Here is a 22,723-nt window from a genome sequence, read left to right as displayed (position 1 = left end):
TGGCTGAACGAGGAGCGGCTCTGTGTGCACGCCGCGACGGGCGGTCTGTGCCTGAGCCCCGCCTACCTCGCCACCCCACGCACCAACTACAACCCCTCCGAGCGTCACGTCGACGGCTCAATCGGGCAAGGATCGTCGGGAGTCCGCCCCGGTCTGCACCAGCAGACCCTTCAGCTCGTTGCTGTCCGGACGGTGGATCACCTCGGGCTCCGTGCCCCCGCCGGCGAGGTGACGGATGGTCGGTTCTGTGGGGCCGGTGACGAGACACAGCACCGGGCCGTCCGGCCAGAAGCCGATGGCGTGCTGCGGCGCGTCGGCGTAGGCGTGGCCAAGCCTGTCGTATACGAGATGGGCGCCTCCGGGAAAGGACGCGACGGCGAACACCGCGTCGGGCGGATCATTGGGGAGCTCCGTTTCGGAGATCATCGACGCCACAGGGCCGTTCGCCTCATTAGGACACCAGTACGCCCTTACCGTCACACGCCACGTCTGTCGAGGCAGGACGCGTCCTTCCGCCGAGCAGCGTCATTGGCAGCGATCGGACAGTCGCATATCTTCCAACGCATGACGGGGCTGGAGAAACTGCACACAAACTCGGCTTTCAGCCGAGTCCGAACAGCATCACCTCGGTAGTACTGCGTCGTTTACCCATGGCTGCAGATCCTGACAGCCGCCAGTAATCACGGCCGTCCATGGGCCCGGGCTCCCCACTTCGGCTCCCCCATCATCATCGACGCCCTACCTGCGACACCACAACGGCGCATCACATACAGGCGCCGGAGCTCCAGGCGCAGTTACTCAGAGTACGGTGCGAGTCGTGACACCCCAGCAACTACGAGTGCATCAACTACCCGTTGCCAGTCGGCTGTCATGCCCGCATCGGCGACAGCCTGGCGCAGTTCAATCAGCCATGACGTGAGCAGATAAGTGCGGTTCGCGACATGGCTGGGATCGGCGAGGGCAAGGTTCGCCACCCACGGAAGGCCGACGCGCACCTGATCCTCGGCCGGTAGGGGCTTGATAAAGGCGATGAGCTGATCCACGCATGCGACGTGGCCCTGAGCTATGGGCAACCAGTGGGCGACGGTGTCCTGCCAGGCCAGCGGATCCCACCAGACGATGGGCTCGCCCTGAAGTTCCCGGTAGAGGTAAGCGGTTTCGGGGGCAGGGTTGGGAAGGAGCGAAGCCAGGGCCGAGTGGTAGTCGCTCCGCCCTGCGAAGGGCGTGTGCCCGGAGGCCTGCAGCGCGATCACACGGGCGACAACCGTCGGCCACATCCGTCGTGCGGTGGCTGCCCTGTCCGCCGACTCCTCGGCCGCGGAAGACAGCGCGCACAGGAAACTTTCCAGGGGCGTCGCGTCGTCGGCATAGGCGTCGAGGTGCTGGAAGACGGGTGCGTCCTCGCCCGTGCTTGCCACCGTAAGCAGTGCCCGCGCCGCGATCAGGGCGTGGGTGCCGCGACTGTCCATGTCGTGTTCGGCAGCAAGCAACGCGCGGCGGTGCGCTGCGAGGAGTACCGCAAGGAGTTCGCGGGCGGGGGCCGAGACGCAAATCGACGCCGTCGCTGCCGGGCCGAGGGCCCTGATCGCCGCATCGAGGCGGTCTACATAGATGGAGTCGGCGGTGGCTTCGGCGAGCGAGTGCGCGACGGGATCGTCGAGTGCGACGACCTTCAGCCGGCCGGTCTCCGAATCCCAGTCGCCGAGGACGCAGTCGCGCATCGTCTCGACCGTCAGATGGAAGGCTGTTTCGTGATGGCAGGTGCTGTTTCCGGCTGGGCACGCCGCCTGCCAAACGCAGTCGAGGCCACGGGCCAGGTGTACACGAACCTCGTTGACGATGGAACGCGCCAGCTTGCCTGCTGCGGCAGCGGTCTGACGGTACGTCGTCAAGCCGTCCTTGCCATCAAGCTGGGCGCGGAGCTCCGCGGCAGCGGGCAGAAGAAGGAGCGGCAGTGCCCGTGCAGCAATGCGGTCCGCTCCCTGCTCGAAGTATGACTCCTCGGATTCGAATCGACGTGGTGATGCCGCGCCCTCCCCGATGCGCAGGAGTGTGTCGACGGCGAAGCGCAGTGCATCGACGGGCAGGTCGACGCCGTCCACGATGGCTGTGGTGAGTGCCGTCGCGGCCACCGCGGCGGGTGCGTCCCACTGATCGCTGGGGTCGAGGCCAGACGGGTTCTCGAGGAGTTGTTGGGCCACAGCCAGGTCGGAGACCAAGTCGTCCGCGCCGACGGCCTCGTCCTTGCCGTTCATGGGATCGATGTAGTAGCGGACGCTGAGCCGAATGGCCTCGTGGGCACGTTCAGTTTCGACGTTCCGTGCCTGCAGCGCTCCAGCGACGTCTTGGGGCGGCGTGCTCTGGATCTGCAGGCCTCCTTCCACTTGCTGCGCCTGGTAGGTGCTGCGGTCGAGGATGCTGGCCCAGGCACGCACAGGTGCGAGCTGTTCCTGGACGGCTACCTCGTCGAGCTCGCCGAGTTCCTCCTCCGCCAGCCGCCTGGCCGTTGTGACAAGCCGTTGTCCGATCAATCGCAACTCGTCCGTTCGCCGATCGTCGGCGCGCAGCACCATCATCATGGCTGCTTCCCGCATTGACCATTGCCGGCGCTCGGGTGCCACCAGTCCATCAGCGGCTGCCCGCAAGCCGTTCGCTTCCTGGACGACACGTGCGAACTCCAGGTGCCAGATCTCCGGCTCGGTGAGATAGCGGTCCAGCAGACGGTCGGTGTGTTCCAGGTGACGAACCAGCAGCCCGACGACCAGGCCGAGCATCGCCAGATTCTCGCAGTCCTCGAGCAGGATGGCGACCAGCGCGGCCAGGGGGACGTCCGCCTCGACCAGTTGGTCACACATCTGCTCCAGCGCCTGCAGGGCGCTCATGCAGGGATAGGGACCGACACCGGTCCCCCGGTACCAGAGCCAGACATGCTCGTCTCCGACGTAGGTCCGGCGCGCCCCGGCGACGTCGAGGTTGATGCGGTAAGCGTCGAGGTCGTGGTCGTCGATCCGAACACTGTCGTGGCGGTGACCGCCTGCGAGGGTGCGAGCGCGCGCCAATGCGGCGTGGTTGAGCATGCGGTTCAGTACCGAGACGCCGTTGCGGAAGTCCCAGCGGAACAGCGGCATGAACGGGCCGCGGTACCAGGCCGCAAGAGGGCCCACTCCGAGCCTGCGAGCGCTATGGCGCCGGATGCCGTACTGGTGGAGTCTTGCCCCGTCTTGGTCCTCATTGATGTAGTAGGCCTCGGTCAGCTCGGCAAGGAAACCGCGCCGGTACATGGCCAGCGCCCGGCCGGTCAGTACCTCCTCGACGGCGGGACCGGCCCATGCCGGCGCATCGCGCGCGACGCGATGCAACACGGCCTCGCCGTCCTCACCGAGATCCGGGCCGAGCAGTGCCAGCAGTTCAACCATGAGTTCGTCGGTGATCTCACGGGGGAGCTGAAGCCGTCGACGACGGCGCTCGCGCTGACGACTGTCTCCCATGGAGAGCAGCCGCTGCCTCGCCAGGTACTGGCGCTCGGCTTCGGCTTCATCCGGTGACAGGGCCGCTTTGGCCGCAGCCGCGGCTGCCTGCTCGTCGTTGAGTCGGCGGTCGGCAGCGGCGCAGGCGGCGAGCAGGCGGTCGTGCAGCCTGACCCGGAGCGGATATCCGGCAGGTGTGTCCGCGATGATGACTGCGTGGAGCCAGTCCCGCAATATGTCCTGCACGTGCTTGCCTTGTCGCCAGGGTTCGTCGTCGTCGAGGAGCAGGGCGATGAGCGGCTCGGCTGCGGCGATCCGCACCAGTCCCGCTTCGTTGTGCAGCCGCTGGTGCACAAGACGGATGAGTCGCCGCAGGCCGGTGCCGGGCTCGGCGCGCAGCGTCAGCCAGGCCTCGCGCAGGATCGGGTCGGGCGCTCCGAGTGTCAGGAGCGCTTCACCGGGCACGTCTCCCCAGCGGTCCCCATGGCCTGCCGCGACCAGGTCGTCGAAGGCCTGCTGCAGGCGGGCGAACCTGCCGCGCAGAGGGGCTCGCGGAGTGTCGGGAGCGGCAAGCAGTGCCTGGCAGGCAAGGCGTGCAGCACTGAGCGCCCAACGCGGCACGCCGGCCTCGACCAATCTCGCCGTGGGGTGGCCGGCCGAGAGAAGGAGCCGGGCGATCGCATACCGGCGCACTTCATCGTGGGCGAACTGCGGGCCGATGGCGAACGGGTCGTCCGTGTGCGTGCGCAGTACCCCGTCCTGGCGGAGTCCGGCCAGCGCTGTGGGATCGATCGCTCCGATGACCTCCAGGGGGTCCCCTTGGCCGAGTTCAAGGGCGGCCAGGCGGAGAAGCGCGAGGTCCCGGGCGTCCGGGGTGCCGCGTTCAGGACGCTGGCGGAGCACCAGTCCCGACCACACTTGCTGCATGGCATCGGCGTCGCTGAGGGGTGTGGTCTTCACGCCTCCTCGGACGAGCAGGTCCACCACCACGGGTCTGCGCAGCAGTTCACGTGACCGCGAGTCCGCCGCGAGGGCCGACAATTCGTCGAAGACTGCGACGATTTCGGCTACCTGGGCATCGGTCAGCAGGGGTACCTCAAAGCTGGCAACCTCCCCGACGCAACGATCGTTGATCGTGTCACGGACCACTTGTTGGGCGTCGTTCGCTGTGACGGCGACAACTTTGACGTCGGCCTGAACAGCCGCGTCGATCAGATAGAGGAAGGGGTCCAGCATGCCCTCGGCGAGCGCGTCGGCGCCGTCGATGACAAGGAGGCGCCGGGGGGCGCTCAGCTCGCCGAGAAGCGCGGTGAGCGAGGTGCCGAGTACGGACTCCAATTCCACAGTGGTCGGGGGGAGGTGCCGCAGGTTGATACACGCCACCTGCCTGGAATCAGGGTCCTGTGCGGCGGCGGTGAGCGTGCGGACGACCAGGGCGCTCTTGCCCACGCCGGAGTCACCGTGCGCGACAACCCCCGGCGGGGACTCCACGAGCTGGAGCAGCTGACTTGCCGTATCGCTCCGGTCAAGATGCACCGTGCGACTGTCCTCGGCAGCGATCTCGTCGCGCACCGACGCCAGCGCGCGTTCGTGAAGGTGGCTGAGTGCCCTCCATCCCTGCCGGTGGTAACGCGTGGCCGAGTCGAGGACCTGGTGCGCATCGCGCCGCAGAAGACTCAGGTCGACGGTGGCTGCCTTCGGCGAGTACTCGTCAGCCAGGGCAACGAGCCGTTCCAGCAACCGCGTAGCCCCGTAGAGGTCCATGCCGCGGGCCACGGAGATCAGGGAGTTCGTTACTCGGGCCCAGTCCAGTTCGTCCGGTGTCTCGAGTCGGGGCATGAGCACGGTCAGCCGTGACAGCAACTCCCAAGTTCGCTGTTCGACGAGTTGTGTGCTGGGGTCGGCGGTGCCGAGCGTGGCCAGTGCGAGTTTGACGAGTTCTTCGATGTGCGTGAGTCGCGTGCGAACGCTGGCGGGGAACTTCCGGTGCGTCCGGAGGAGGCCGAAGAAGTTGGGCGCATCCTTTTGTGTGACTGCCTCGGCGGCGAGTACCGCCAGCTGCTCCGCGTGCTCTTGCGGACCGGCGACGACCAGAGCCGCCCGGTGTTCAGGCCCGTCTGTGGGTGGGTTGAGGACCTCCTGCACGAACGTGCAGATGAGCTTGGCGCTCGACTCGTTGCTCTGCACGAGGTCAGGTGCGCGGCGTACGGCGAGGGCGAGCACCAGGGACGGCTCCGGCTCGTCGGCACAGGCCGCGTGGATGACAAGGTCGTCAACCGAGTGTTCCGGTGCCTTCTGAAAGGCCACGCTGACGAATGACCGGCTGTCGCCCAGCTCGGACGCGCCATTGCCGAGGAGGAGATGGGCGAGGTATTGGACGGCGACCTTGCGCTCGAAGGTGACGCCGCCGCCCCCTGTCGCGTACGGGCTCATCCCGGTTGGAGCCGGAGCTTCGGCGGCGCTCACCCGAGTCTCCCCCAGCCACGTGCGCAGCACGTCGTTATCGGTGTTGAGGCGCCACTGCTTGGCACGCCCGACCTGGCTTGCGGTGGCGAAGCCGACCTCTCGGAGCTTGTCCAGCGCCGCTGTCGCCGTAGTCGGAGACACGTCCAGAGCCTTCGCGACCATCCGGCCGGACATAGGTGTGGCCGTCTCGGCCAAGGCCTCCAAGGCCCTGTACGCGTTCTCGCCCAGCGTGCCGCGGAACAGGTCGCCGGTTGACGTCACACCGCCACCATACCCTCGATGTCCAAACAGTCTGGACATCCGAACCGTATGTGCGGTTGTGAAATACGGTGGGTCTGCGCGCCTTCTCCGGACCCCGGCCCCTTGGGCCCCTGAGCGCGGATGGCCCATCAGAGCTGCCCAGGCAGGGCCCCGCTGGGCCAAGCCACCGCCACAACAGCGTTGGGTCGCGTCCACTACCAAGGCGGTCTCATTCGATATGCAGCACTCACGCCGAGCAGGACCCGGAAATCTCTTCTTCGGCCCGCAACCGGGCTGTACGCTTCTTCAGAGTGTCGGTCGCGTGCCGGCCCGCCAGCAGGTCAAAGCGTGGTCGAGGTACCGGTTGAAACTACCCACCAGATCCATGTTCGGGTCGAGCAGCAACTGGAGTTCGAGGCCGTCCATGACGGCGAGCAGCGCACGGAGTCATACACGGGGCAGCCCTACTCACGGCGCCCGGACCGCTGGCAGGTCGCCGGAGTCTTTCGAGCAACTGCAGCAGATCCTGCTCGCCGAGCTCAACGCGGCCGGCGAGCTCGACTGGACTCGCGCGCTGGCTGCCCCACGTGCGCGCCAAAAAGCGGCCGCGGCTGTCCGTCCCGTCGCCGGACGAGCCCGGCAGCCCCGACGGCGGCCTGAGCGCCTTTCGTGCGACAAGCGCACATCATGAAGACCGTGCGCGGTGAGCTGCGCCGCCGCATCCAGGCGGTGACCTTCCGTAAGGACACCCCGAACCTCAAAGGCCCGGGCAAGCTCCTACGTCGTCGAGCAGACCTCGCCCTGCTCCAGGGACAAACATTGTCTGAAGATCAGGTTCATCGGACCAATACGTGGGGCAAGCATCGAGGGCTCCTACAGGTTGAATTTCTAGCCTCATGCGGCGAGGTGGTGGTTGAGGGTTTTGGCGGCTGTGCTGATGGAGCCGGGCATGAGGTGGCGGTAGATCTTGAAGGTGATCTCGATGGTCTTGTGGCCCATCCACTCGGCGACGTCGGTGATGGGGATGCCGTGGGTGAGGCAGTTGGAGGCGAAGAAGTGCCGCATGCCGTAGACGACCATCCCTTCGGGGATGTCGACCTGGCCGGCCTTCTTGATCCGCTGCCACTGGTTGGCGATGTGGTAGTGCGGGAAGGTCCGGGAGGGGTCGCTGGGGTGGCGCAGCAGGTAGCCGTCGACGGTGCCGTGCTTGTCGGCGTACCACTCGATGGTCTGCCGCACCCGCGCGGGCAGGGGCACGTCCCGGTACTCGCCCACCTTGCGGTGCTTGAGCCGCTCGTACTGACAGGTGGTCCGGTTGACCTGCTCGGTGATGCGGTAGACGTCGTCGGCGACGATGTTGTTGAGGTTGACCGCGAACGCCTCGCCGTTGCGCATGCCGCACCCGCTCATCAGATCGGCGACCAGCAGGAAGCTGTCGTCGCCGGCGGTGCGTATCTGCCGCAGCTGCTCCGGTGAGGGAATCACCACCCGCTTGGGGTCGTACTGCGGCGGCTTCACACCATCTACCGGGTTGTCATCGAACAGCCCGAGCCGATTCGCGTCCAGCAGGATCGCCTTCAGCTTGTCGAAGGCGTTCGCCTGAGCGGCGAGGCCGATGCCGTTGCGCTCCAGGGTCTGCAGGAAGCCCTCGACGACCTTGTGGTCGAATGTGTTCATCCGCCGGCTGCCCAGCAGCGGCAGCAGATGGATGTTCAGCAGCGACTCCAGGTGCACCACGGAGGCCGGCCCCAGATCCCGCTGGCCGGCCTTCCACTCGCCAGCGTACTCCTCGAACCGCATCGCGCCGTACCGGGCGATCCTCTCCGCCTTCGCATGGCCCCGCGGGGCCGCCTTCTTCGCCTTGTAGATTTCCGTCAAACGCTCGACGGCCGCGTCCTGGGTCGCGAACCCGGACTCCTCCAACTGCCGCCCCGCCGCCGACCGATACCGGATCTTGTACGGGTGAGGGCACTTCGACCACCGCGACCGCGGATGCTCACACTCCTTGAAAAACGACCCCATCCCACGAACCAGGACAGCGGACCCCATGGTTGCTGCTCCTCCACGACCGATGCTGGCAACTTGCTGACCCTCACCGGTTCGGAATGCCGCTGACCTGCACTGATGTGCGCAGGATCCGCTATGTTCTGGAACTGGATCGGCCGGACTCAGGCGGAGATCGAGCAGGCGCGTCGTGACTGGATGGAGGGCACGCGGTTCGGGGAGGTGAAGGGCTACGACGGGGCTCCGCTGCCGGCCCCTGAACTGCCGGCGGTGGCGCTGAAGCCGCGGGGCCGGGTGCGTTGACCTGTTTATCTGTGCCCCGGCCGTCGTGGCGTCCTGCTCCGCGAAGCGCGTAAGTACGGGTACTCATGCGCGAATTGTGAGTACCGCCTGCCTGCTGTTCGCTGTCCTGCCCGTCGTCTGGTTCATCGCCGCTCCCGTCCTACCGGCGCAGGTGTTCTGGTTCCCGTTCTGGTTGGGGGCTGTGGTTTGGAACGGAGCGGACGGCCAAGGCGGCATCAGCCACTTGTTCGGCTGACGGTAGGCAAGCGGGTATAGCTCAGAGGCGCCCGGCGCGATGCCGGGCGCCCGTTCCGCGCAGTGCGCCCGCTAGGGGCGTGCACCCGGTTTGTTCACCACGCCCCAGGTGGCGCGGGCGCTGACCATCGTGGCGGAGTCGTATCCGGAGGGGCGGGACGGCCTCTGTCCCTTGGGCGGCTCGATCGGAGCGGCGTGTTCGGCCTCGCCGAGGTAGGCGTAGGTCTCCGGGTCGAAGAGGATCTCCTGTGTGCCCTGGGCGCCCGACGCCGTGCGCTTGGCGAAGTGGACGCTGACGCTGATCGCCGCACGGCCGAGGGGATCCTTGACGCCCTTCGTCACGCGGGCGTCCGGGATCTTCGCCAGTGCCCGGAACAGCCCCGCCTGGACGTTGGACGGGATGAGCACGGAACGGTAGAGGACGTGGATCTCCCGCCAGTCGCGTTCCGCGGGTGTCTCGCCCGCGATGTCGCCGATGGCGTGCTCCTCACGGATGCGCCGCATCATGCGGTCCGGGTCGCCGGGCAGGGTGACGAGGAAGCGCCAGAACTGCCGCTGGGACCGGTCGTCGTAGCCCTCCTTCTTCCATTTCTCCTCCTGGTTGGGCCCGTACCAGACCTGAAGCTCGTTCGGGTCGAAGTCCGAGACGGGGCCCGACGGAGGAATGCCCGGCAGTCTGGCGTGGCCTGTGCCGTCCCAGCGGGTCCATGACTCCGCGCTCTGCGGTTTGCCCTGGACGAAGACCGTGGTCTTTTCGTACACCCACTGCTTCGGCTCGGGTTCGACGACCGGCGTCTTCTCCACGGTGGCCGCGGCCAGTTCGAGGGCGGCGGCGGAGGCCCTCGCCGACAGGAGCTGACGGCCGGCGGGGGTGTCTGTGGGGGTGTCGTCGGGGAGGGTCGCGACGATGCCGCCGGTCACGGAGAGGGCCGCGGTCGCAGCGACGCCCACCAGGACGACCCGGCGACGCGCGAGGACATGCCGCACGCCGCCCGGGGTTTCCTCCCGGAACGCCTCGGTGAGCCGGGCCCGCGCGGGGGCGAGGCGGTCACTGTCGGACAGAGGGGCTTCGGCGCGCAGTTCACGGAGCGCGGTCAGCTCGTTCATGCGGGGCCACCTTCGTGTACACGGGGTTCGAGGACCGGGCCGTGCGCCTCCGTCACGGCGCGCAGCTTCCTGCGGGCCCGGTTGAGCCGGGACCGTACGGTTCCCACGGGGATGTCGAGGGCCTGGGCTATCTCCTGGTAGGTGAAGTCGGCCCAGGCGAACAGCAGCAGGACGTGACGGTCACCTGCGGACAGCCTGGCCAGCGCCTCGGCCAGGGGGCGGGACGCGGCCTGCGCGGCGAGGCGGTCGTCCGCGGAGTCGGTCCAGCTCTCGGCGACCGGGTCGCTGCCGGTGCGGGCCAGGACCTTCAGAGCCCTGACCTCCTCGCGGCGGTGCCGGCTGATCTGCTTGGCGGCGATCCCGTGCAGCCAGGGCCGGACACCGGCCCGCTGCGCGTCGAAGCGCTCGCGTATCCGGAAGGCCGTCAGAAACGTCTCCGCTGTGACGTCATCGGCCGCGTCCTGCCCGAGCCGCCGGGCGACGTACCGGTGGATGGCGGGCGCGTGCCGGTCGAAGAACACGGCGAAGAGCTCGGGTTCCTCGATGGACGCCGCGATCAGAGCGGCGTCGCCGTCCGCGGTATCGCTTCCGGGGGCGCCGTCCCCTGGTGAGGGGCGACACGGTGCATCAGTCATGGACGGTCCGTGGGGTGTCGTGGGTGGGCGGGTCAGCGTTCACCCGTACTTGCCCGGCAGACGGCAAAGGGTTCACGGTCCGCTCGGAGGGGCCGCCGCCCCCCCCTGCACCCGTGTACGTTCCTCCGGCATGGCCTGCGATGGTGGCGCACAAGCACAAATACGGCCGGTCAGGTCTGATCTGCGGCGCGCAGGGCTTGTGCCAGCCACTCCAGCTCCTCGGTCGCGTCGGGCGATGACTCCTGCCCGCGCACGCGGGCGACGAGCCTGCGGTAGCGCTCCGCGCCTGCCTCGATCCCGGCCTCCAGGCTGCGCAGCACGGCGGCCCGATCGGCGCTGCCGAACAGCTCGGACAGCACCTCGACCGCTGCCGGCCCTTCGGGAGCGACCCCCCGCTTTCTGACCTCTACGACGGTCTGCACGACCTGCCTGGCCCACCAGATGGACGCTCCCGGGGGACGACCCTGTCCCGGTGCGGGCGTGTTGAGTTCCATCCATGTGCGCAGCCGGGCGCGAAACCCGGGGTCCTGCACCAGTTCGGCCAGTTCGATCCAGGCGTCGACCTGCTCAGGTGTGGGATCGTCGGGCAATTCGATGCTCAAGGTGTGCAAGCGGTCACGCAGGCGCGGCTCGACGTCGAGACCGCCGAACACCTCCTCCTTGAACTCGTCGATGATCTGCTTGCGTTCGGCGGCGGAGAGCCGCGCCAACCGGTTCATCAGTGCTGTCTCCTCAGCGGTCGAACCCCGTTTCGCCACGGTCGACAGGACGGCCCGGCTCACCTTGAGCGAGCGGATCCGCGCGTCGAGCGCGGCCACGTGCGCGTCGGCGACCTCGGCGACCGTGGTGCGGCCGCTCAGGACGCGGCATACGTCGTCGAGCCCGAGGCCCAGCTCCCGCAGGGTGCGCACCAGCTCGACGCGGGCCACGGACTCGGCGTCGTACAGCCGGTAGCCGCTGGGGGAGCGGGCCACGGGCGGCACCGCTCCCTCGTCCGACCAGAAGCGCAGGGTACGCACCGGAAGTCCGGTGCGGTGCGCGAGCCGGCCGATGGTGAGCACGTCGGGGCGTTCGTCGTCCATGGGCGAGATCCTGGACCTTCCAGCCGCTGGAAACTCAAGTCTGCCGATGCCCGGCCGCGTGTCTCGCGCCACTCGGGGACGAGTTGCACGCCGTACGAGGCGACCGTCGGCGGAGCCCGAGCTGCCTGCGGGTTCTTCGGGAATCTCGGGAAATCCAGCCGGAGAGCAAAATCTCCCAAAGTGCAAGGTGGCCTCCGCCCACCTCAAGTACGGTTTCTCGGCGTGATCGAATCCGAGAATGAGATCAGCGAGGATCTGGTCCGCGACCTGCTTCGGGAACAGCATCCGGACCTGGCCGAACTGCCGATCCGCGAAGTGGCGGGCGGCTGGGGAAACCAAATGTGGCGCCTCGGCAACGAGTTGGCCGTCCGGATGCAGCGGATGGACACGAGCCCCGATCTGCAGCTCAAGGAGCGCCGGTGGCTGCCGACTCTGGCCGCGCGCCTGCCGCTGCCGATCCCTGTCCCCCTACGGGACGGTGCGCCGTCCGGGCGCTTCCCCAAGATCTGGACCGTCATGACATGGGTCGAGGGCACGCCGCTGGACCACGGCTCGATCACTCGCGGCGACCACGCGGCTGAGGCGCTGGCGGGTTTCCTCAGGGCGCTGCACGTGGAGGCGCCCGCCGACGCGCCGACCGCTTCGGACTTCGGCGCTCACCTGACTGCGCGGAGGGCTTCGAGCACTTCTTCCAGGCCGTTGCCCCTACCGACCTCGCCGACGAGATCCGTGAAGTCTGGGGCGAGGCCGTGGCGGCCCCGGGATGGGAGGGCCCACCGGTGTGGGTACACGGCGACCTGCATCCCGCGAACGTCGTCGTCGCGGACGGGACACTGGCGGGCATCGTCGACTTCGGCGCACTCGTCGCCGGCGACCCGGCGTGGGACCTCGCGGCCGCCTGGCTGCTGCTCCCCGCGGGCGGCGCCCCGCGGTTTTTCAACCGCTACGCACAGGCGGACGAGGCAGCGGTACTACGGGCTCGCGGACTGGCCGCGATGAAGAGCCTGTTCCTGATGTTGATGGGCCAGAACGGGGACCGACGCCTGCCCGGCGGCAAGCCGAACTGGGGGCCCGCAGGCCGGTCCGCACTTGATCGTGTCCTGAAGGGCCTTTGACGCCGGCGAGGATCGACTGAGCCCGGTCATGCACTCGCTGACTGTCAGTGATAGGCGTGGACGACCGCGTGGCCCTTGCCTCGGCCGATCATCCACTTGTTGACCGGCGTTGTGATCACGAAGGCGACCACGAAGCCGCCGAGCAGCGCCGCCCAGAACAGCCCGTCGGACAGATGGGCGTCCATCGCGCCGGGCGTGAGGGCGATGATGCCGTTGTCGACGATCTCCATCACGGCGATGGAGACGGTGTCGGCGGCGAGCGCGACTTTGATCGCGGTCTTGAAGTCCAGGCCTGCGCGACGGACCGCGAACAGCGTGAAGGAGTAGCCGAAGAGGAACGCGAGCGTGATCGCCAGGATCATGGTGGGCACGTTGCCCCACATCAGGGCTGTGCCGATGACCATGCCGAGGATCTCGCCGATGGCGCAACCGGTCAGGCAGTGCAGCGTCGCCTTGAGCGCCATTCCCCAGGACACTCCGGCGTGGCCGTCATGGCCCGCGTGGCCGTGCACGTCGCCGGCGTGGTGAGCGGTGTGGTCCATGGCCTTCTTCCCCATTCCCGTTGAGTGCGGCCCATTCCCTGAGCCCCACAGCCAGGAACCATATACCCCCCTGGGGTATATCGCCAGGGCTTCTGGACGCCCACCGCGCATACCGCGTCAGTGCACCTGCGGCCCTCCGCTCAGCCGCGGCTTGCCGCGCGGTACCAGCCCCAGGGCCACCACGGCACTCGCCGCCGCCGCGATGGCGCAGACCGTGCAGGCGTCGGTGAAGCCGCCGGCGGAGCGGGACTCGATGCCCTGCGCCGAGGCCGGTGGCCACGGCTGCCGGAAGGAACACGAGGCCGGTCTTCAGTGGAGTGAAGCCGCGGACGTGCTGGAGGTAGACCGAGCCGAGGAAGAAGTACGCGATCAGCAGCGCGGTGGCGATGAGTATGAGGAATGCGCCTGCGAACACCGGACGCCGGGTGAACATCCGCAGGTCGGCTGTGGCCGGCGCCCTGCGCACGCTCGCGGACCAGGGACGGCTGGTCATCCCCGACCTGGAAGCCGCGATCATCCAGCTCTACGCGCTGCTGGTCTTCCCCCACACGGTCTTCAGCACCTACGGCACCCACATCGAGGACAGCCGGACTGCCCGTCGGCCGTGCGTGCCCTGGCCGGCTCGCTGACCGAACGTCGCCTTCCCTCACCGTCCGTGCTCGCCCTGCGATCCGCTGGTGTGGGCGAAGCGGCCCCGGGTGTTATTGAATGAGGTGTGCGGTCAGGAATCTCGGGGCCCTGTCGCCCGGGTTCTGGCACGGCCCCGGCGCTGTGCCGGGGTTGGCGAGCGAGCTGAGAGATCCGCATGGACTCCACCCCCTCCCCCTCGTCCGCGTCGCCGTTCGACATGGTCAGCGGCGCCTTGGGGCAGTACATCCCACGGGGCGGGGCGGCAGCGGCCGCCGCTTCTGCCGACCCGCAGGGCGACAGCGCCGCTCGCCCACGCGTACCCGCCCATCCGGCCCCCGGCCGTCAGGAGCAGATCCTCGGCGCGGTCAATCTGGACCGGGAGCTGAGAATCACCCGCTGCAATCTGGGCGCCCCCGTCTTCGCGGGGGTGGAGGCCGTGATCGGGAGCTCTTTCGTCGACCTCCTGCCTCCCTGGGACGTACCGACGGTCACACGGCGGTTGCGGCAGGTCCTCGAGACCGGTGAGCCGCACGTCGCGCGGGTCCAGCGCCTGCGGCGCGGCGACGGTTCGGAGCTGGTGGTGTCGATGAGCATCCTGGCCGCCGCGGCGCCTCAGGAGGGCCTGACCGTCTCCCTGATCGCCATGGCCAGGAGGCTGCACCTGTACGCCGCCGAGACCGCGATCGGCACCTCGCTGGACATCGGCGAGACCGCGCAGTCGCTGGCGGAGTCGCTGCTGGCCTGGGGAGACGTGGCCGCCATCGACCTCGACCTCGCCGTATGGACGGGCGAGGTGGTCACCGAGCAGCCGCAGCGGCGCATCCGGCTGCGGCGAGCCGCCCTGGTGCCGGACCGGGCATGGCCCGACGGCTACGTGACCCCGGGCGACGATCTTCCCAGCGACGCGAGCCGCTTGCTGTCGCAGGCGATACGGCGTGACGATGCCGCGCAGGCCATCGTCATACCCGACCGGGAAGCGATCGAGCGGGCGCTCGGCAGTGCGCGACTGGTCCGTGCCCTGGTGCCCAGCGACCGGGCGGCCGGTGTGGCGTACATACCGTTGGTTCTGAACGGAGCGCCGCCCGTCGTTCTCGGTGTGGCCGAGGTCTGGCGGCGGGCGGACCGCCCCTTCCACGACAGCGAGCTGCTCGACCTCCAGGAGCTGGTTGCCAGGACCTCTCATCACGTCGACCTGGCCCGTCAGCACCAGCGCGAGCACACGCAGGTCCTGGCGTTGCAGCGCCGACTGCTGCCACGGTCCGGCGGCGACACCATCGAGACCGCCAGCGTCTACCAGCCCGCCACTCCCGACAGCGCGGGCGTCGGCGGTGACTGGGTGAACAGCTTTCCGCTGCCGGACGGCCGTACCGCGCTGGTGGTCGGTGATGTCGTCGGGCACGGCCTGGGAGCGGCGGCGACCATGGGACAGCTGAGCATGGAGGCCCGCGCGCTGCTGTCCGCGGGGCTGGCGCCCAACGAGGTGCTGGAGCACCTGGACGAGACCGTGACGCTGCTGGACGACACGGAGTCCGGGCTGGTGGCCGGTTACAGCGCCCTCGGGTCGACCTGCTGCATCGCCGTCTACGACCCGGTCAGCCACCAGGTGGCGCTGTCCAGCGCCGGCCACCTCCCCCCGGTCCTGGTGCCCCCGGAGGGGACCGCCGGCTCTGTCGCGGTACGCCCGCACCCCGGGCTGGGCGCCGAGTTCGCGCTGCGGGAGCCGTTCGACGTGCACATGTTCAACGTCCCCCCGGGCTCGCTGCTCGCCCTCTACACCGACGGCCTGGTGGAGGACCCCGCCCTGTCGATCGACGAGGGCATCGGCAGGCTGGCGGACGTCGTGTCCACCGTGCACCCCTGGGACGCCCTGCCGCAGGCCGCGCGGCGCGTGGTCTCCGAGCTGGCGCCGGTGCGCCGGCGCGACGACGTGACCCTGCTGCTCGCGCGCATGATCGGCTACCGCAAGGGGGACACCGCGACCTGGCGGCTGCCCGCCCGCGGCGACGCGGCCGCCCGGGCCCGTGAGCTGGTCTCCGCGCTGCTGGCGCAATGGCGCACCCGAGCCGACACCCGGGACAGCGTGCTGCTGGTGGTCAGTGAACTGGTCGCCAACGCGGTCCGCTTCGCCGAAGGACCCATCACGATACGGCTGATCAGGGCCGGTCACGGGCTGCTGTGCGAGGTGGGCGACACCGGCAACGGCAGGCCCCGGCTGGGCCGGGGCGCGCTCCTCGACGACGGTGGCCGAGGCCTGCACATCGTGCATGGGCTCACCACCCGGTGGGGGGTGCGGTGGACCGACACCGGAAAGGTGGTCTGGGCGTCCGTGGCGACAGCCGCGAGGTGACACGGCTGCGGAGGGGCCGGGTGACGTGCGCTCGTCGGGCGGCGCCACCGGCGGGTACGGGCGGCCCGACCGCCGGTACGGGTTACAGCCACTCTCCTTGCAGAGCGGTGGCCGTGAGGCCCGGGGCCGCCGCGTACAGGACGGCACGACTGCCGCGTTCCTGCCCGGCGTCGTGCGCTCTGCGCAGGATGTCGAACACGGCGGCGCCTCCGCGGTTGCCGCTGGTGTAGCTCTCCCGGCTGTAGTCCAGCAGCCCCGACGGCCACCCGTCGGGCATCGTCTGCTCCATGTATTCCAGCACGCGCGTCCCGCCGGGGTGCGCGAGCAGAACGTCGGGGTGCCAGGAGCCGGGGTCGTCCTGGTAGCGGACGCGCAGCCACTCCCACATCGCGGTGACCGTCTCCTGTACGGCGCGCGGCCCGCGCCGGTCCATCACGAAGTGGGTGCCGTCCTCCCGGGTCTCCAGGCGGTGCAGATCCTGGGTGCCGGGCAGGGTGTGGTGCCAGGCGGCGTCCAGCCGCAGCACCGACTCGGGCCTCGGACGGCCCGTGACCACCGCGGCGACCGCGGTGTCGGCGAACAGCAACCGGACGATCAAGGACTCCAGGGTGTCGTCCGCGGGCTGGTAGGTCGTGCTCAGTGCCTCCGCGATCACGACCAGGACCACCCGGTCGGGGTCCGCGGCCACGAGATCCGCCGCCAGCGCCAGGGAGCGGGTCCCGGCGACGCAGGCCCACTGTGTGGCCGGCAGCAGCATCACATCGCCCCGGAGCGGAAGGTCGTTGGCCAGGGCGACGTCCAGCCCCGGCAGCGCCGGGGTGGTGGAGTGGCTGGTGATCAAGCAGTCGACGTCCGCGGCGTCCAGCCCGGCGATCTGCAGGGCCCCGCGCGCCGCACGCTCCCCACAGGACCGCACGGCCGCCCAGGCGGGCGCGGTGCGCTCCTGGACGGTCTGCGGCGCGGGTATCGCCTCGAGGGCGGCGATCACGCGATCCACGTCCTGTTCGGTGAACCCGTCTCCGGCCAGCGCCTCGCGGGCCGGCCCGATGCCGGCAGCCGGCAGGCCGCTCCCGTTGCCGGGCGCGACGGCGGTCTCCAGCGGCAGCATCCACCCGCGGTTCTCGATGCCCGTACTGGCCGCGATGGCGTCGATCCGCGGCGCCCACGCCGTGTGCGGGTGCCGGCCGCGTACCTCCGTCACGATCTGGCTGGTCTTCACGGTGTGCTCGCCGTGGATCACGGCGGGCGGGCACAGGTAAGCGGCCATGATGGGCACCTTTCTCGGGGGAGCGAGGTGGAGCATCACGAACGCTGTGTCATGGATCACTTGGGCGCGGTGTGTCCAAGTCCATTTCGGTGCGCTCCACTTCGGGCTTCGGTAGCCGTTCCGAGAATGGACGCTAATTGGACATTTGCGCTGTGATCTGGGCAACTTAGGTCGTTTTTGCCATGCGTGACATGGCGCACACTCCGCTGCTCGCCCCCCGAAGGTCCCTCAGTCGAGACAGAACTCGTTGCCCTCGATGTCCTGCATCGCGATGCAGGACTCGTTGTCGTCGTCGGCGGGCAGGAGCTGCACGCGTACCGCGCCGAGCGCTACCAGTCGTGCGCATTCGGCCTCAAGCGTGGCCAGGCGCTCTTCCCCCACGAGTCCGGTGCCGGCCCGCACGTCGAGATGCACCCGATTCTTGACGACCTTGCCTTCGGGAACGCGCTGGAAGAACAGTCGCGGTCCCACACCTGAGGGATCGACGCATGCGAACCACGCACCCTGATCCGCAGGAGGCAGAGAGCGGTTGAATTCATCCCAAGTGGCGAACCCCTCCGGGGGCGGCGGTACGACGTACCCCAGCACCTCGCACCAGAAGCGAGCGACGCGCTCGGGTTCCGCACAGTCGAAGGTGACTTGGAACTGCTTGATCGATGACATCGGCGCACCATAGCGTTTTACCGGCCCGGCCGCCGCTTAATTCGTTGGACATGCCATGCGCTCTCCATGACCATTCGCGCTGTGACAGACAAAGCCGAGCGCCGTACCTCAGTCCCCCCGAGCACCAAGTCCGTGCGATTCGTCGAGTTGTCGAGCACGGCCATGAACGCCCTGCTGAAGGACGACTTGGCTCAGGCCGGTGCCGAAGCCGGTGTCGCCCTCCCCGAGTTCTTCCTCACCGACAGGGCGAAGTGGGTGTGGCGGTATCGAGTCGGTCAGCTGGACGCGGACCCGGGTTGCGCGGGGTGGCTCACGCAGGCCGTGGTGGCCGAGCCGGAGGGGGCCGTCGTGGGGTATGCCGGGTTCCACGGTCCGCCGGACGACGCGGGCATGGTGGAGCTCGGTTACACGGTGGTCCCCGCCCACCGTCGTCAGGGCTACGCCAGGGCGATACTCACCGCGCTGCTGGAGCGGGCCGCTGCCGAAGCCCGCGTCAGGATCGTGCGGGCGACGATCAGTCCCGACAACACGGCGTCCCTGGCCACGATCGCCGGGTTCGGCTTCGTGGAGGTCGGAGAGCAATGGGACGACGAAGACGGCCTCGAACTCATCTTTGAGGTTCCTGCCTGATCGCGGTGTTGGGAGTGCGCGCGGCGATCAGGGTGATGTCGTCGCGGGGGTTCACCGAGCTCCTCGGCGAGTTTCGCGCACAGCTCGGGCAGCGGCAGGTGACGGTGGCGGTGACGTGCTGGCGCAGGCGGGTCATGCCGTTGTCGTAGCCCAGCAGATGCTCGGCCCACCGGTTGCAGGCGATCACCGTACCCTGGTCGTCCACGGCGTACACACCGGCTTCACCGCGGCGAACAGGGTCGACATCCGAGCCTCGTCCACGCCGACGCCCATGGCGTCATGTTCTCCCGGCTTGCTCTCCACCTCACCTGTTCTGCCCGCCCCAGCCCCCGCCCCGACAAGCCTCGCCGACAGCCGACACACACCGAGGAGTCCTTCCATGTTCCGCGGCCTCAGCGCCTTCCCCCTCACGCCCACGACGGAAGACGGCATCGACGAGCGGGCGTTCAGCGCCCTCGTCTCCCGCCTCGCCGCCGCGGGCGTCGACTCCATCGGCGCCCTCGGCTCCACCGGCGGCTACGCCTACCTCACCCGCGAGGAGCGCGCCCGCGTGGCGAGGCTCGCGGTCCGGGCCGCCGACGGTGTGCCGGTCATGGCCGGCATCGGGGCACTGCGCACCTCGCAGGTACTCGCCTTCGCCGAGGACGCGCAGCAGGCGGGCGTGTCCGCGGTCCTGCTCGCCCCGATGACGTATCAGCCCCTCACCGACGACGAGGTGTTCGGCCTGTACGAGAGCGTCACCCGTGAGCTGTCGGTGCCGCTGTGCGTGTACGACAACCCGCGCACCACTCATGTCCACTTCACCGACGAACTCCACGGCCGTATCGCCGAGTTGCCGAACGTGGCCGCGGTCAAGATCCCGCCGGTGCCCGAGGACCCGGCGGCCGCGCGACAGCGGGTCGCGACGTTGCGGGCGCTGCTCCCGGACACGGTGGGCGTCGGTGTGAGCGGCGACTGGGCGGCGGCGGCCGGACTGAACGCCGGGTGCGACGCGTGGTACTCGGTCGCCGGCGGCCTGTTCCCGGCCACCGCCCTCGCCCTCACCCGCGCCGCCCAGGCCGGTGACGCCGCGGGGGCCACGGCTCACTCCGAGCGGCTGGAGCCCCTCTGGGAGCTCTTCCGCCAGTACGGCGGCCTGCGCGTGATGTCGGCGGCCGCCTCGCGGCTGGGCCTCGTGACCGAGCCGAATCTCCCGCTGCCCCTGCGGGGCCTGCCCTCCGACGCCCGACGCCGACTCGTCACCGTCCTGGAGGACCTCGCCCTGGATGCGAGCGCGTGACCGGCCTACTTGAGCTCGGCGGGGTGACTCACGCACAATGCCAGGCATGACCGCTGCCGCCGACATCCTCGTGGGACGACTGCACGTCGATCTGTGCCGCCAGTCCAGCGCGACCTGTCGCGGCTGACGACCAAGAGCCCATGAGTTCCCCGGCGGCGTAGGGCCACCGGGTCGTCGGCCTCGGCGCGTCCGCGTCCCCCACAGCACCATGCGCACCGGCCAGGGCTGCGGCCAATCCCTTTTTCACGCGCCCTTTGCGCGCTCCGACGCGTCCGCGTCCCCGGACGTGGTCTCCGCGTCGGCATGCCGCACGCCGTCTCCGCACCCCACTCGGAGTCACATGTCCGCGCATGCCTTGTCCCTACAGGACGCCCCCGCCCCCTCCCGGCTCAGGACCGTAGTACTCGCCAGTCTGCTGGGCACCACCGTGGAGTGGTACGACTTCTTCCTCTACAGCACCGCCGCCGGGCTCGTCTTCGACAAGCTGTTCTTCCCGACGTCCAACGGCACGGTCGGCACGATGCTGTCCTTCGCGACGTTCGCCGTGGGCTTCGTCGCCCGACCCGTGGGCGGTCTGCTCTTCGGGCACATCGGGGACCGGATCGGCCGTAAGCACACCCTCGCCTTCACCATGGGGCTGATGGGCGTCTCCACCGCCCTGATCGGTCTGCTGCCCACGTATCAGCAGGTCGGCATCCTCGCCCCCGCGCTGCTGCTGGTCCTGCGGGTCGCACAGGGCGTGGCGCTGGGCGGGGAATGGGCCGGGGCGGTGCTGCTGGCCGTGGAATACGGGCCCGACGGCCGCAAGGGCCGGTTCGGCAGCTGCCCGCAGATCGGGCTGGCCCTCGGACTGGCCCTGGGGACCGGCGTGTTCGCGCTGCTGAGCGACGCGCTCAGCGACGAGGCGTTCCTCGCCTACGGATGGCGGATCGCCTTCCTCGTCAGCCTGGTGCTGGTCGTGGTCGGACTGGCCGTGCGGCTGAAGATCGACGAGACGCCGGCCTTCCGTGCCGTACGCCGCCTTCAGGAACTGCCGCGTTCCGCGCCGCTGGTGGAGCTGACACGTGCGCCGCGGGCCCGCCGGCACGTCCTGCTCGGGATGCTCGCCCGGTGGGGCGAGGGGGCCGCCTTCAACACCTGGGCCGTCTTCGCCATCACCTACGCCACCGGAACGCTGAAGCTGGACCGTACGCCGGTGCTGCTCGCGGTCACCGCGGCGGCGCTGGTGATGGCCGTGCTGATACCCGTGTCCGGGGCGGCGGCCGACCACCACGGAGCCCGCCGGGTCTACCTCACCGGCATGGCCGCCTTCTCCGTCTCGGTCTTCCCGGCGTTCTGGCTCTTCGGCACCGGCGGGACCTGGGCCTTCGCGGCGGCGCTGATCGTGACACTCGGGATCGTGCACGCCTGGTTCTACGGCGCCCAGGGCACCCTGTTCGCCGCCCTCTTCGCCACCCCGGTGCGGTACACGGGCATGTCCTTCGTCTACCAGGTGTCCGGCATCTTCGCCTCCGGCATCACCCCGCTGATCATGACCGCCCTGCTGGCACTCGGTTCGGGCAGTCCGTGGTGGGCCTGTGGCTATCTGGCGCTGACCGGCCTGATCAGCGTGTGGGCGACCGGCCGGCTGCGGGACGAGGACCTGCATGTCCCGACCGGACCGGCGTCCCTGACGCAGTCATCGGCCACAGGGGGAGCGAGGGCCGCCTAGTCCTCCTGTGCCCAGGGCCCTAGCTTCTCGGGGTTGCGGATCGCCCAGATGCGGGTGACGCGTCCGTCGGAGACGTCGAACGCGGCCACGGTCATGACGACGCCGGCGCGCCGGGCCACCAGGCCCGGCACACCGTTGACCAACCGCTCCAGGAGTTCGAGCCCGGGAGCCTTGTCGGCGATGGCGACCATGTACCGGGCGATGCGCGCACCGCCCTCGACCGGGTGCAGGACGGTGCCGACCATGCCGCCGCCGTCGGCGGTCATCACGGCGGCCGGGTCGAGGAGTCCGACGAGGGCCGCGATGTCCTTCGTCTCCCATGCCTCTCTGACGTGCCGCACCACGTCGGCCCGGCCGGTGGCCGGCACCGGAGCACGTGTGACGTCCACCCGCCGGCGGGCGGAGGCGGCCAGCTGCTTGCAGGCCGCGGGGGTACGGCCGAGAACGTCGGCGATCTCGGCGAACGGGTAGCGGAAGACGTCGTGCAGGACGAACGCCACCCGCTCGGCGGGCGTCATCGACTCCAGGACGACGAGGAAGGCCATGGCGACCGACTCGTCCAGGACGATCTGGTCGGCGGGGTCCGCGGGGCCGGTGGCGTCGGCGCCGCCCGCGCGGTCCCACTCGGTGCGGTCGGGCAGCGGCTCGGGCAGCCACGCGCCGACATAGCGTTCACGGCGGGCCCGCGCCGAGCCGAGCAGGTCCAGGCAGATGCGGCCGGTCACCGTCGTCAGCCAGGCGCCGGGGGACAGGATCTCCTCCTGCCGGCTCTGTGACAGCCCGTACCAGCGCGCGTAGGCGTCCTGTACGGCGTCCTCCGCCTCGGTCACCGAACCCAGCAACCGGTAAGCGACGTTGATCAGTCGGCGTCGCTCGCCGGCCACTTCAGCCGTCCTCGTCCCGACACTCCCCATGGCTCCGGCCGCCCCCCCTCGCCTTACCTTTCGCGGGCCCGCGTCGTCGAGCCGGTGAGACCTTATCGATCTGCCGCCCGACGGCGG

At 69.4% G+C, this 22,723-nt stretch carries 17 protein-coding genes and 2 pseudogenes; 8 read left to right on the top strand and 11 right to left on the bottom strand.

The window, feature by feature from the left end; all coding sequences use genetic code 11:
* Window positions 1-117: 117 nt before the first annotated feature.
* From ACFT32_RS03470 to ACFT32_RS03460, 3 genes are all read right to left on the bottom strand, one after another.
* Window positions 118-435 (bottom strand): hypothetical protein, encoded by a 318-nt coding sequence (locus ACFT32_RS03470; RefSeq protein ID WP_382485317.1) that lies wholly within the window; start codon window positions 433-435, stop codon window positions 118-120.
* Between the two features lie 359 nt (window positions 436-794).
* Entirely contained in the window at window positions 795-6,194 is a 5,400-nt protein-coding gene (locus tag ACFT32_RS03465) for a hypothetical protein (RefSeq protein ID WP_382485315.1), read from the bottom strand.
* Window positions 6,195-7,067: 873 nt separating this feature from the next.
* Entirely contained in the window at window positions 7,068-8,051 is a 984-nt protein-coding gene (locus ACFT32_RS03460) for a tyrosine-type recombinase/integrase (protein WP_382485313.1), read from the bottom strand.
* A 264-nt stretch (window positions 8,052-8,315) separates the two neighbouring features.
* Between ACFT32_RS03460 and ACFT32_RS03455 the strand changes: the two are divergent.
* Window positions 8,316-8,480 (top strand): annotated as a pseudogene (locus tag ACFT32_RS03455) (pirin family protein); the annotation flags it as partial.
* A gap of 306 nt (window positions 8,481-8,786) precedes the next feature.
* Here the strand turns inward: ACFT32_RS03455 and ACFT32_RS03450 are convergent.
* The 3 genes from ACFT32_RS03450 to ACFT32_RS03440 form a co-directional block, all read right to left on the bottom strand.
* Window positions 8,787-9,821, bottom strand: coding sequence for a CU044_5270 family protein (locus ACFT32_RS03450; RefSeq protein ID WP_382485311.1), 1,035 nt, complete (start codon window positions 9,819-9,821; stop codon window positions 8,787-8,789).
* Window positions 9,818-10,456 carry an RNA polymerase sigma factor gene (locus ACFT32_RS03445; protein WP_382485308.1) on the bottom strand — a complete coding sequence of 213 codons (639 nt, stop codon included), beginning with the start codon at window positions 10,454-10,456 and terminating at the stop codon, window positions 9,818-9,820. Before ACFT32_RS03445 ends, ACFT32_RS03450 begins: the two co-directional genes overlap by 4 nt.
* Window positions 10,457-10,626: 170 nt before the next feature.
* Window positions 10,627-11,538 (bottom strand): MerR family transcriptional regulator, encoded by a 912-nt coding sequence (locus tag ACFT32_RS03440; RefSeq protein ID WP_382485305.1) that lies wholly within the window; start codon window positions 11,536-11,538, stop codon window positions 10,627-10,629.
* Between the two features lie 222 nt (window positions 11,539-11,760).
* Between ACFT32_RS03440 and ACFT32_RS03435 the strand changes: the two are divergent.
* Window positions 11,761-12,653 (top strand): annotated as a pseudogene (locus tag ACFT32_RS03435) (aminoglycoside phosphotransferase family protein).
* Between the two features lie 44 nt (window positions 12,654-12,697).
* Here ACFT32_RS03435 and ACFT32_RS03430 read toward each other — a convergent pair.
* On the bottom strand, window positions 12,698-13,195 hold the full coding sequence (locus tag ACFT32_RS03430) for a DUF4396 domain-containing protein (RefSeq protein ID WP_382485303.1): 498 nt from the start codon (window positions 13,193-13,195) through the stop codon (window positions 12,698-12,700).
* A 392-nt stretch (window positions 13,196-13,587) separates the two neighbouring features.
* Here ACFT32_RS03430 and ACFT32_RS03425 point away from each other — a divergent pair, with 392 nt between their 5' ends.
* Entirely contained in the window at window positions 13,588-13,824 is a 237-nt protein-coding gene (locus tag ACFT32_RS03425) for a hypothetical protein (RefSeq protein WP_382485300.1), read from the top strand.
* A 176-nt stretch (window positions 13,825-14,000) separates the two neighbouring features.
* A complete protein-coding gene (locus tag ACFT32_RS03420) occupies window positions 14,001-16,172 on the top strand; it encodes a SpoIIE family protein phosphatase (protein ID WP_382485299.1) in 2,172 nt (723 codons plus the stop codon).
* An 82-nt stretch (window positions 16,173-16,254) separates the two neighbouring features.
* On the opposite strand, the gene ACFT32_RS03415 is transcribed toward ACFT32_RS03420, so the two are convergent.
* Both ACFT32_RS03415 and ACFT32_RS03410 read right to left on the bottom strand, forming a co-directional pair.
* On the bottom strand, window positions 16,255-17,439 hold the full coding sequence (locus tag ACFT32_RS03415) for a type III polyketide synthase (protein ID WP_382485297.1): 1,185 nt from the start codon (window positions 17,437-17,439) through the stop codon (window positions 16,255-16,257).
* Window positions 17,440-17,667: 228 nt separating this feature from the next.
* Complete coding sequence (locus ACFT32_RS03410; RefSeq protein WP_382485294.1) at window positions 17,668-18,102, bottom strand: VOC family protein; 435 nt, start codon at window positions 18,100-18,102, stop codon at window positions 17,668-17,670.
* A gap of 81 nt (window positions 18,103-18,183) precedes the next feature.
* Between ACFT32_RS03410 and ACFT32_RS03405 the strand changes: the two genes are divergently transcribed.
* Entirely contained in the window at window positions 18,184-18,732 is a 549-nt protein-coding gene (locus ACFT32_RS03405; protein WP_382485291.1) for a GNAT family N-acetyltransferase, read from the top strand.
* On the opposite strand, the gene ACFT32_RS03400 is transcribed toward ACFT32_RS03405, so the two are convergent.
* Window positions 18,710-18,937, bottom strand: coding sequence for a hypothetical protein (locus ACFT32_RS03400; protein WP_382485289.1), 228 nt, complete (start codon window positions 18,935-18,937; stop codon window positions 18,710-18,712). The two genes, ACFT32_RS03405 and ACFT32_RS03400, sit on opposite strands and share 23 nt — an antisense overlap.
* 174 nt (window positions 18,938-19,111) lie before the next feature.
* On the opposite strand from ACFT32_RS03400, the gene ACFT32_RS03395 reads away from it, so the two are divergent.
* The 3 genes from ACFT32_RS03395 (at window position 19,112) to ACFT32_RS03385 (ending at window position 21,722) form a co-directional block, all read left to right on the top strand.
* Window positions 19,112-20,011 carry a dihydrodipicolinate synthase family protein gene (locus ACFT32_RS03395; protein WP_382485287.1) on the top strand — a complete coding sequence of 300 codons (900 nt, stop codon included), beginning with the start codon at window positions 19,112-19,114 and terminating at the stop codon, window positions 20,009-20,011.
* Between the two features lie 37 nt (window positions 20,012-20,048).
* Window positions 20,049-20,138: a putative leader peptide gene (locus ACFT32_RS03390; RefSeq protein ID WP_106434236.1), complete on the top strand. Its 90-nt coding sequence runs from the start codon at window positions 20,049-20,051 to the stop codon at window positions 20,136-20,138.
* A gap of 213 nt (window positions 20,139-20,351) precedes the next feature.
* Window positions 20,352-21,722 carry an MFS transporter gene (locus ACFT32_RS03385; protein WP_382485284.1) on the top strand — a complete coding sequence of 457 codons (1,371 nt, stop codon included), beginning with the start codon at window positions 20,352-20,354 and terminating at the stop codon, window positions 21,720-21,722.
* Here ACFT32_RS03385 and sigJ read toward each other — a convergent pair.
* Window positions 21,719-22,636, bottom strand: a complete 918-nt coding sequence (gene sigJ / locus ACFT32_RS03380) for an RNA polymerase sigma factor SigJ (protein WP_382485282.1) — start codon at window positions 22,634-22,636, stop codon at window positions 21,719-21,721. The two genes, ACFT32_RS03385 and sigJ, sit on opposite strands and share 4 nt — an antisense overlap.
* Window positions 22,637-22,723: the final 87 nt, after the last annotated feature.

Origin of the sequence: Streptomyces sp. NPDC057002 (genome assembly GCF_042673825.1) — a bacterium.
Lineage (GTDB): Bacteria > Actinomycetota > Actinomycetes > Streptomycetales > Streptomycetaceae > Streptomyces.
The sequence above is the reverse complement of the archived record's forward strand: the minus strand, read 5'-3'. Positions and strand labels throughout refer to the sequence as shown.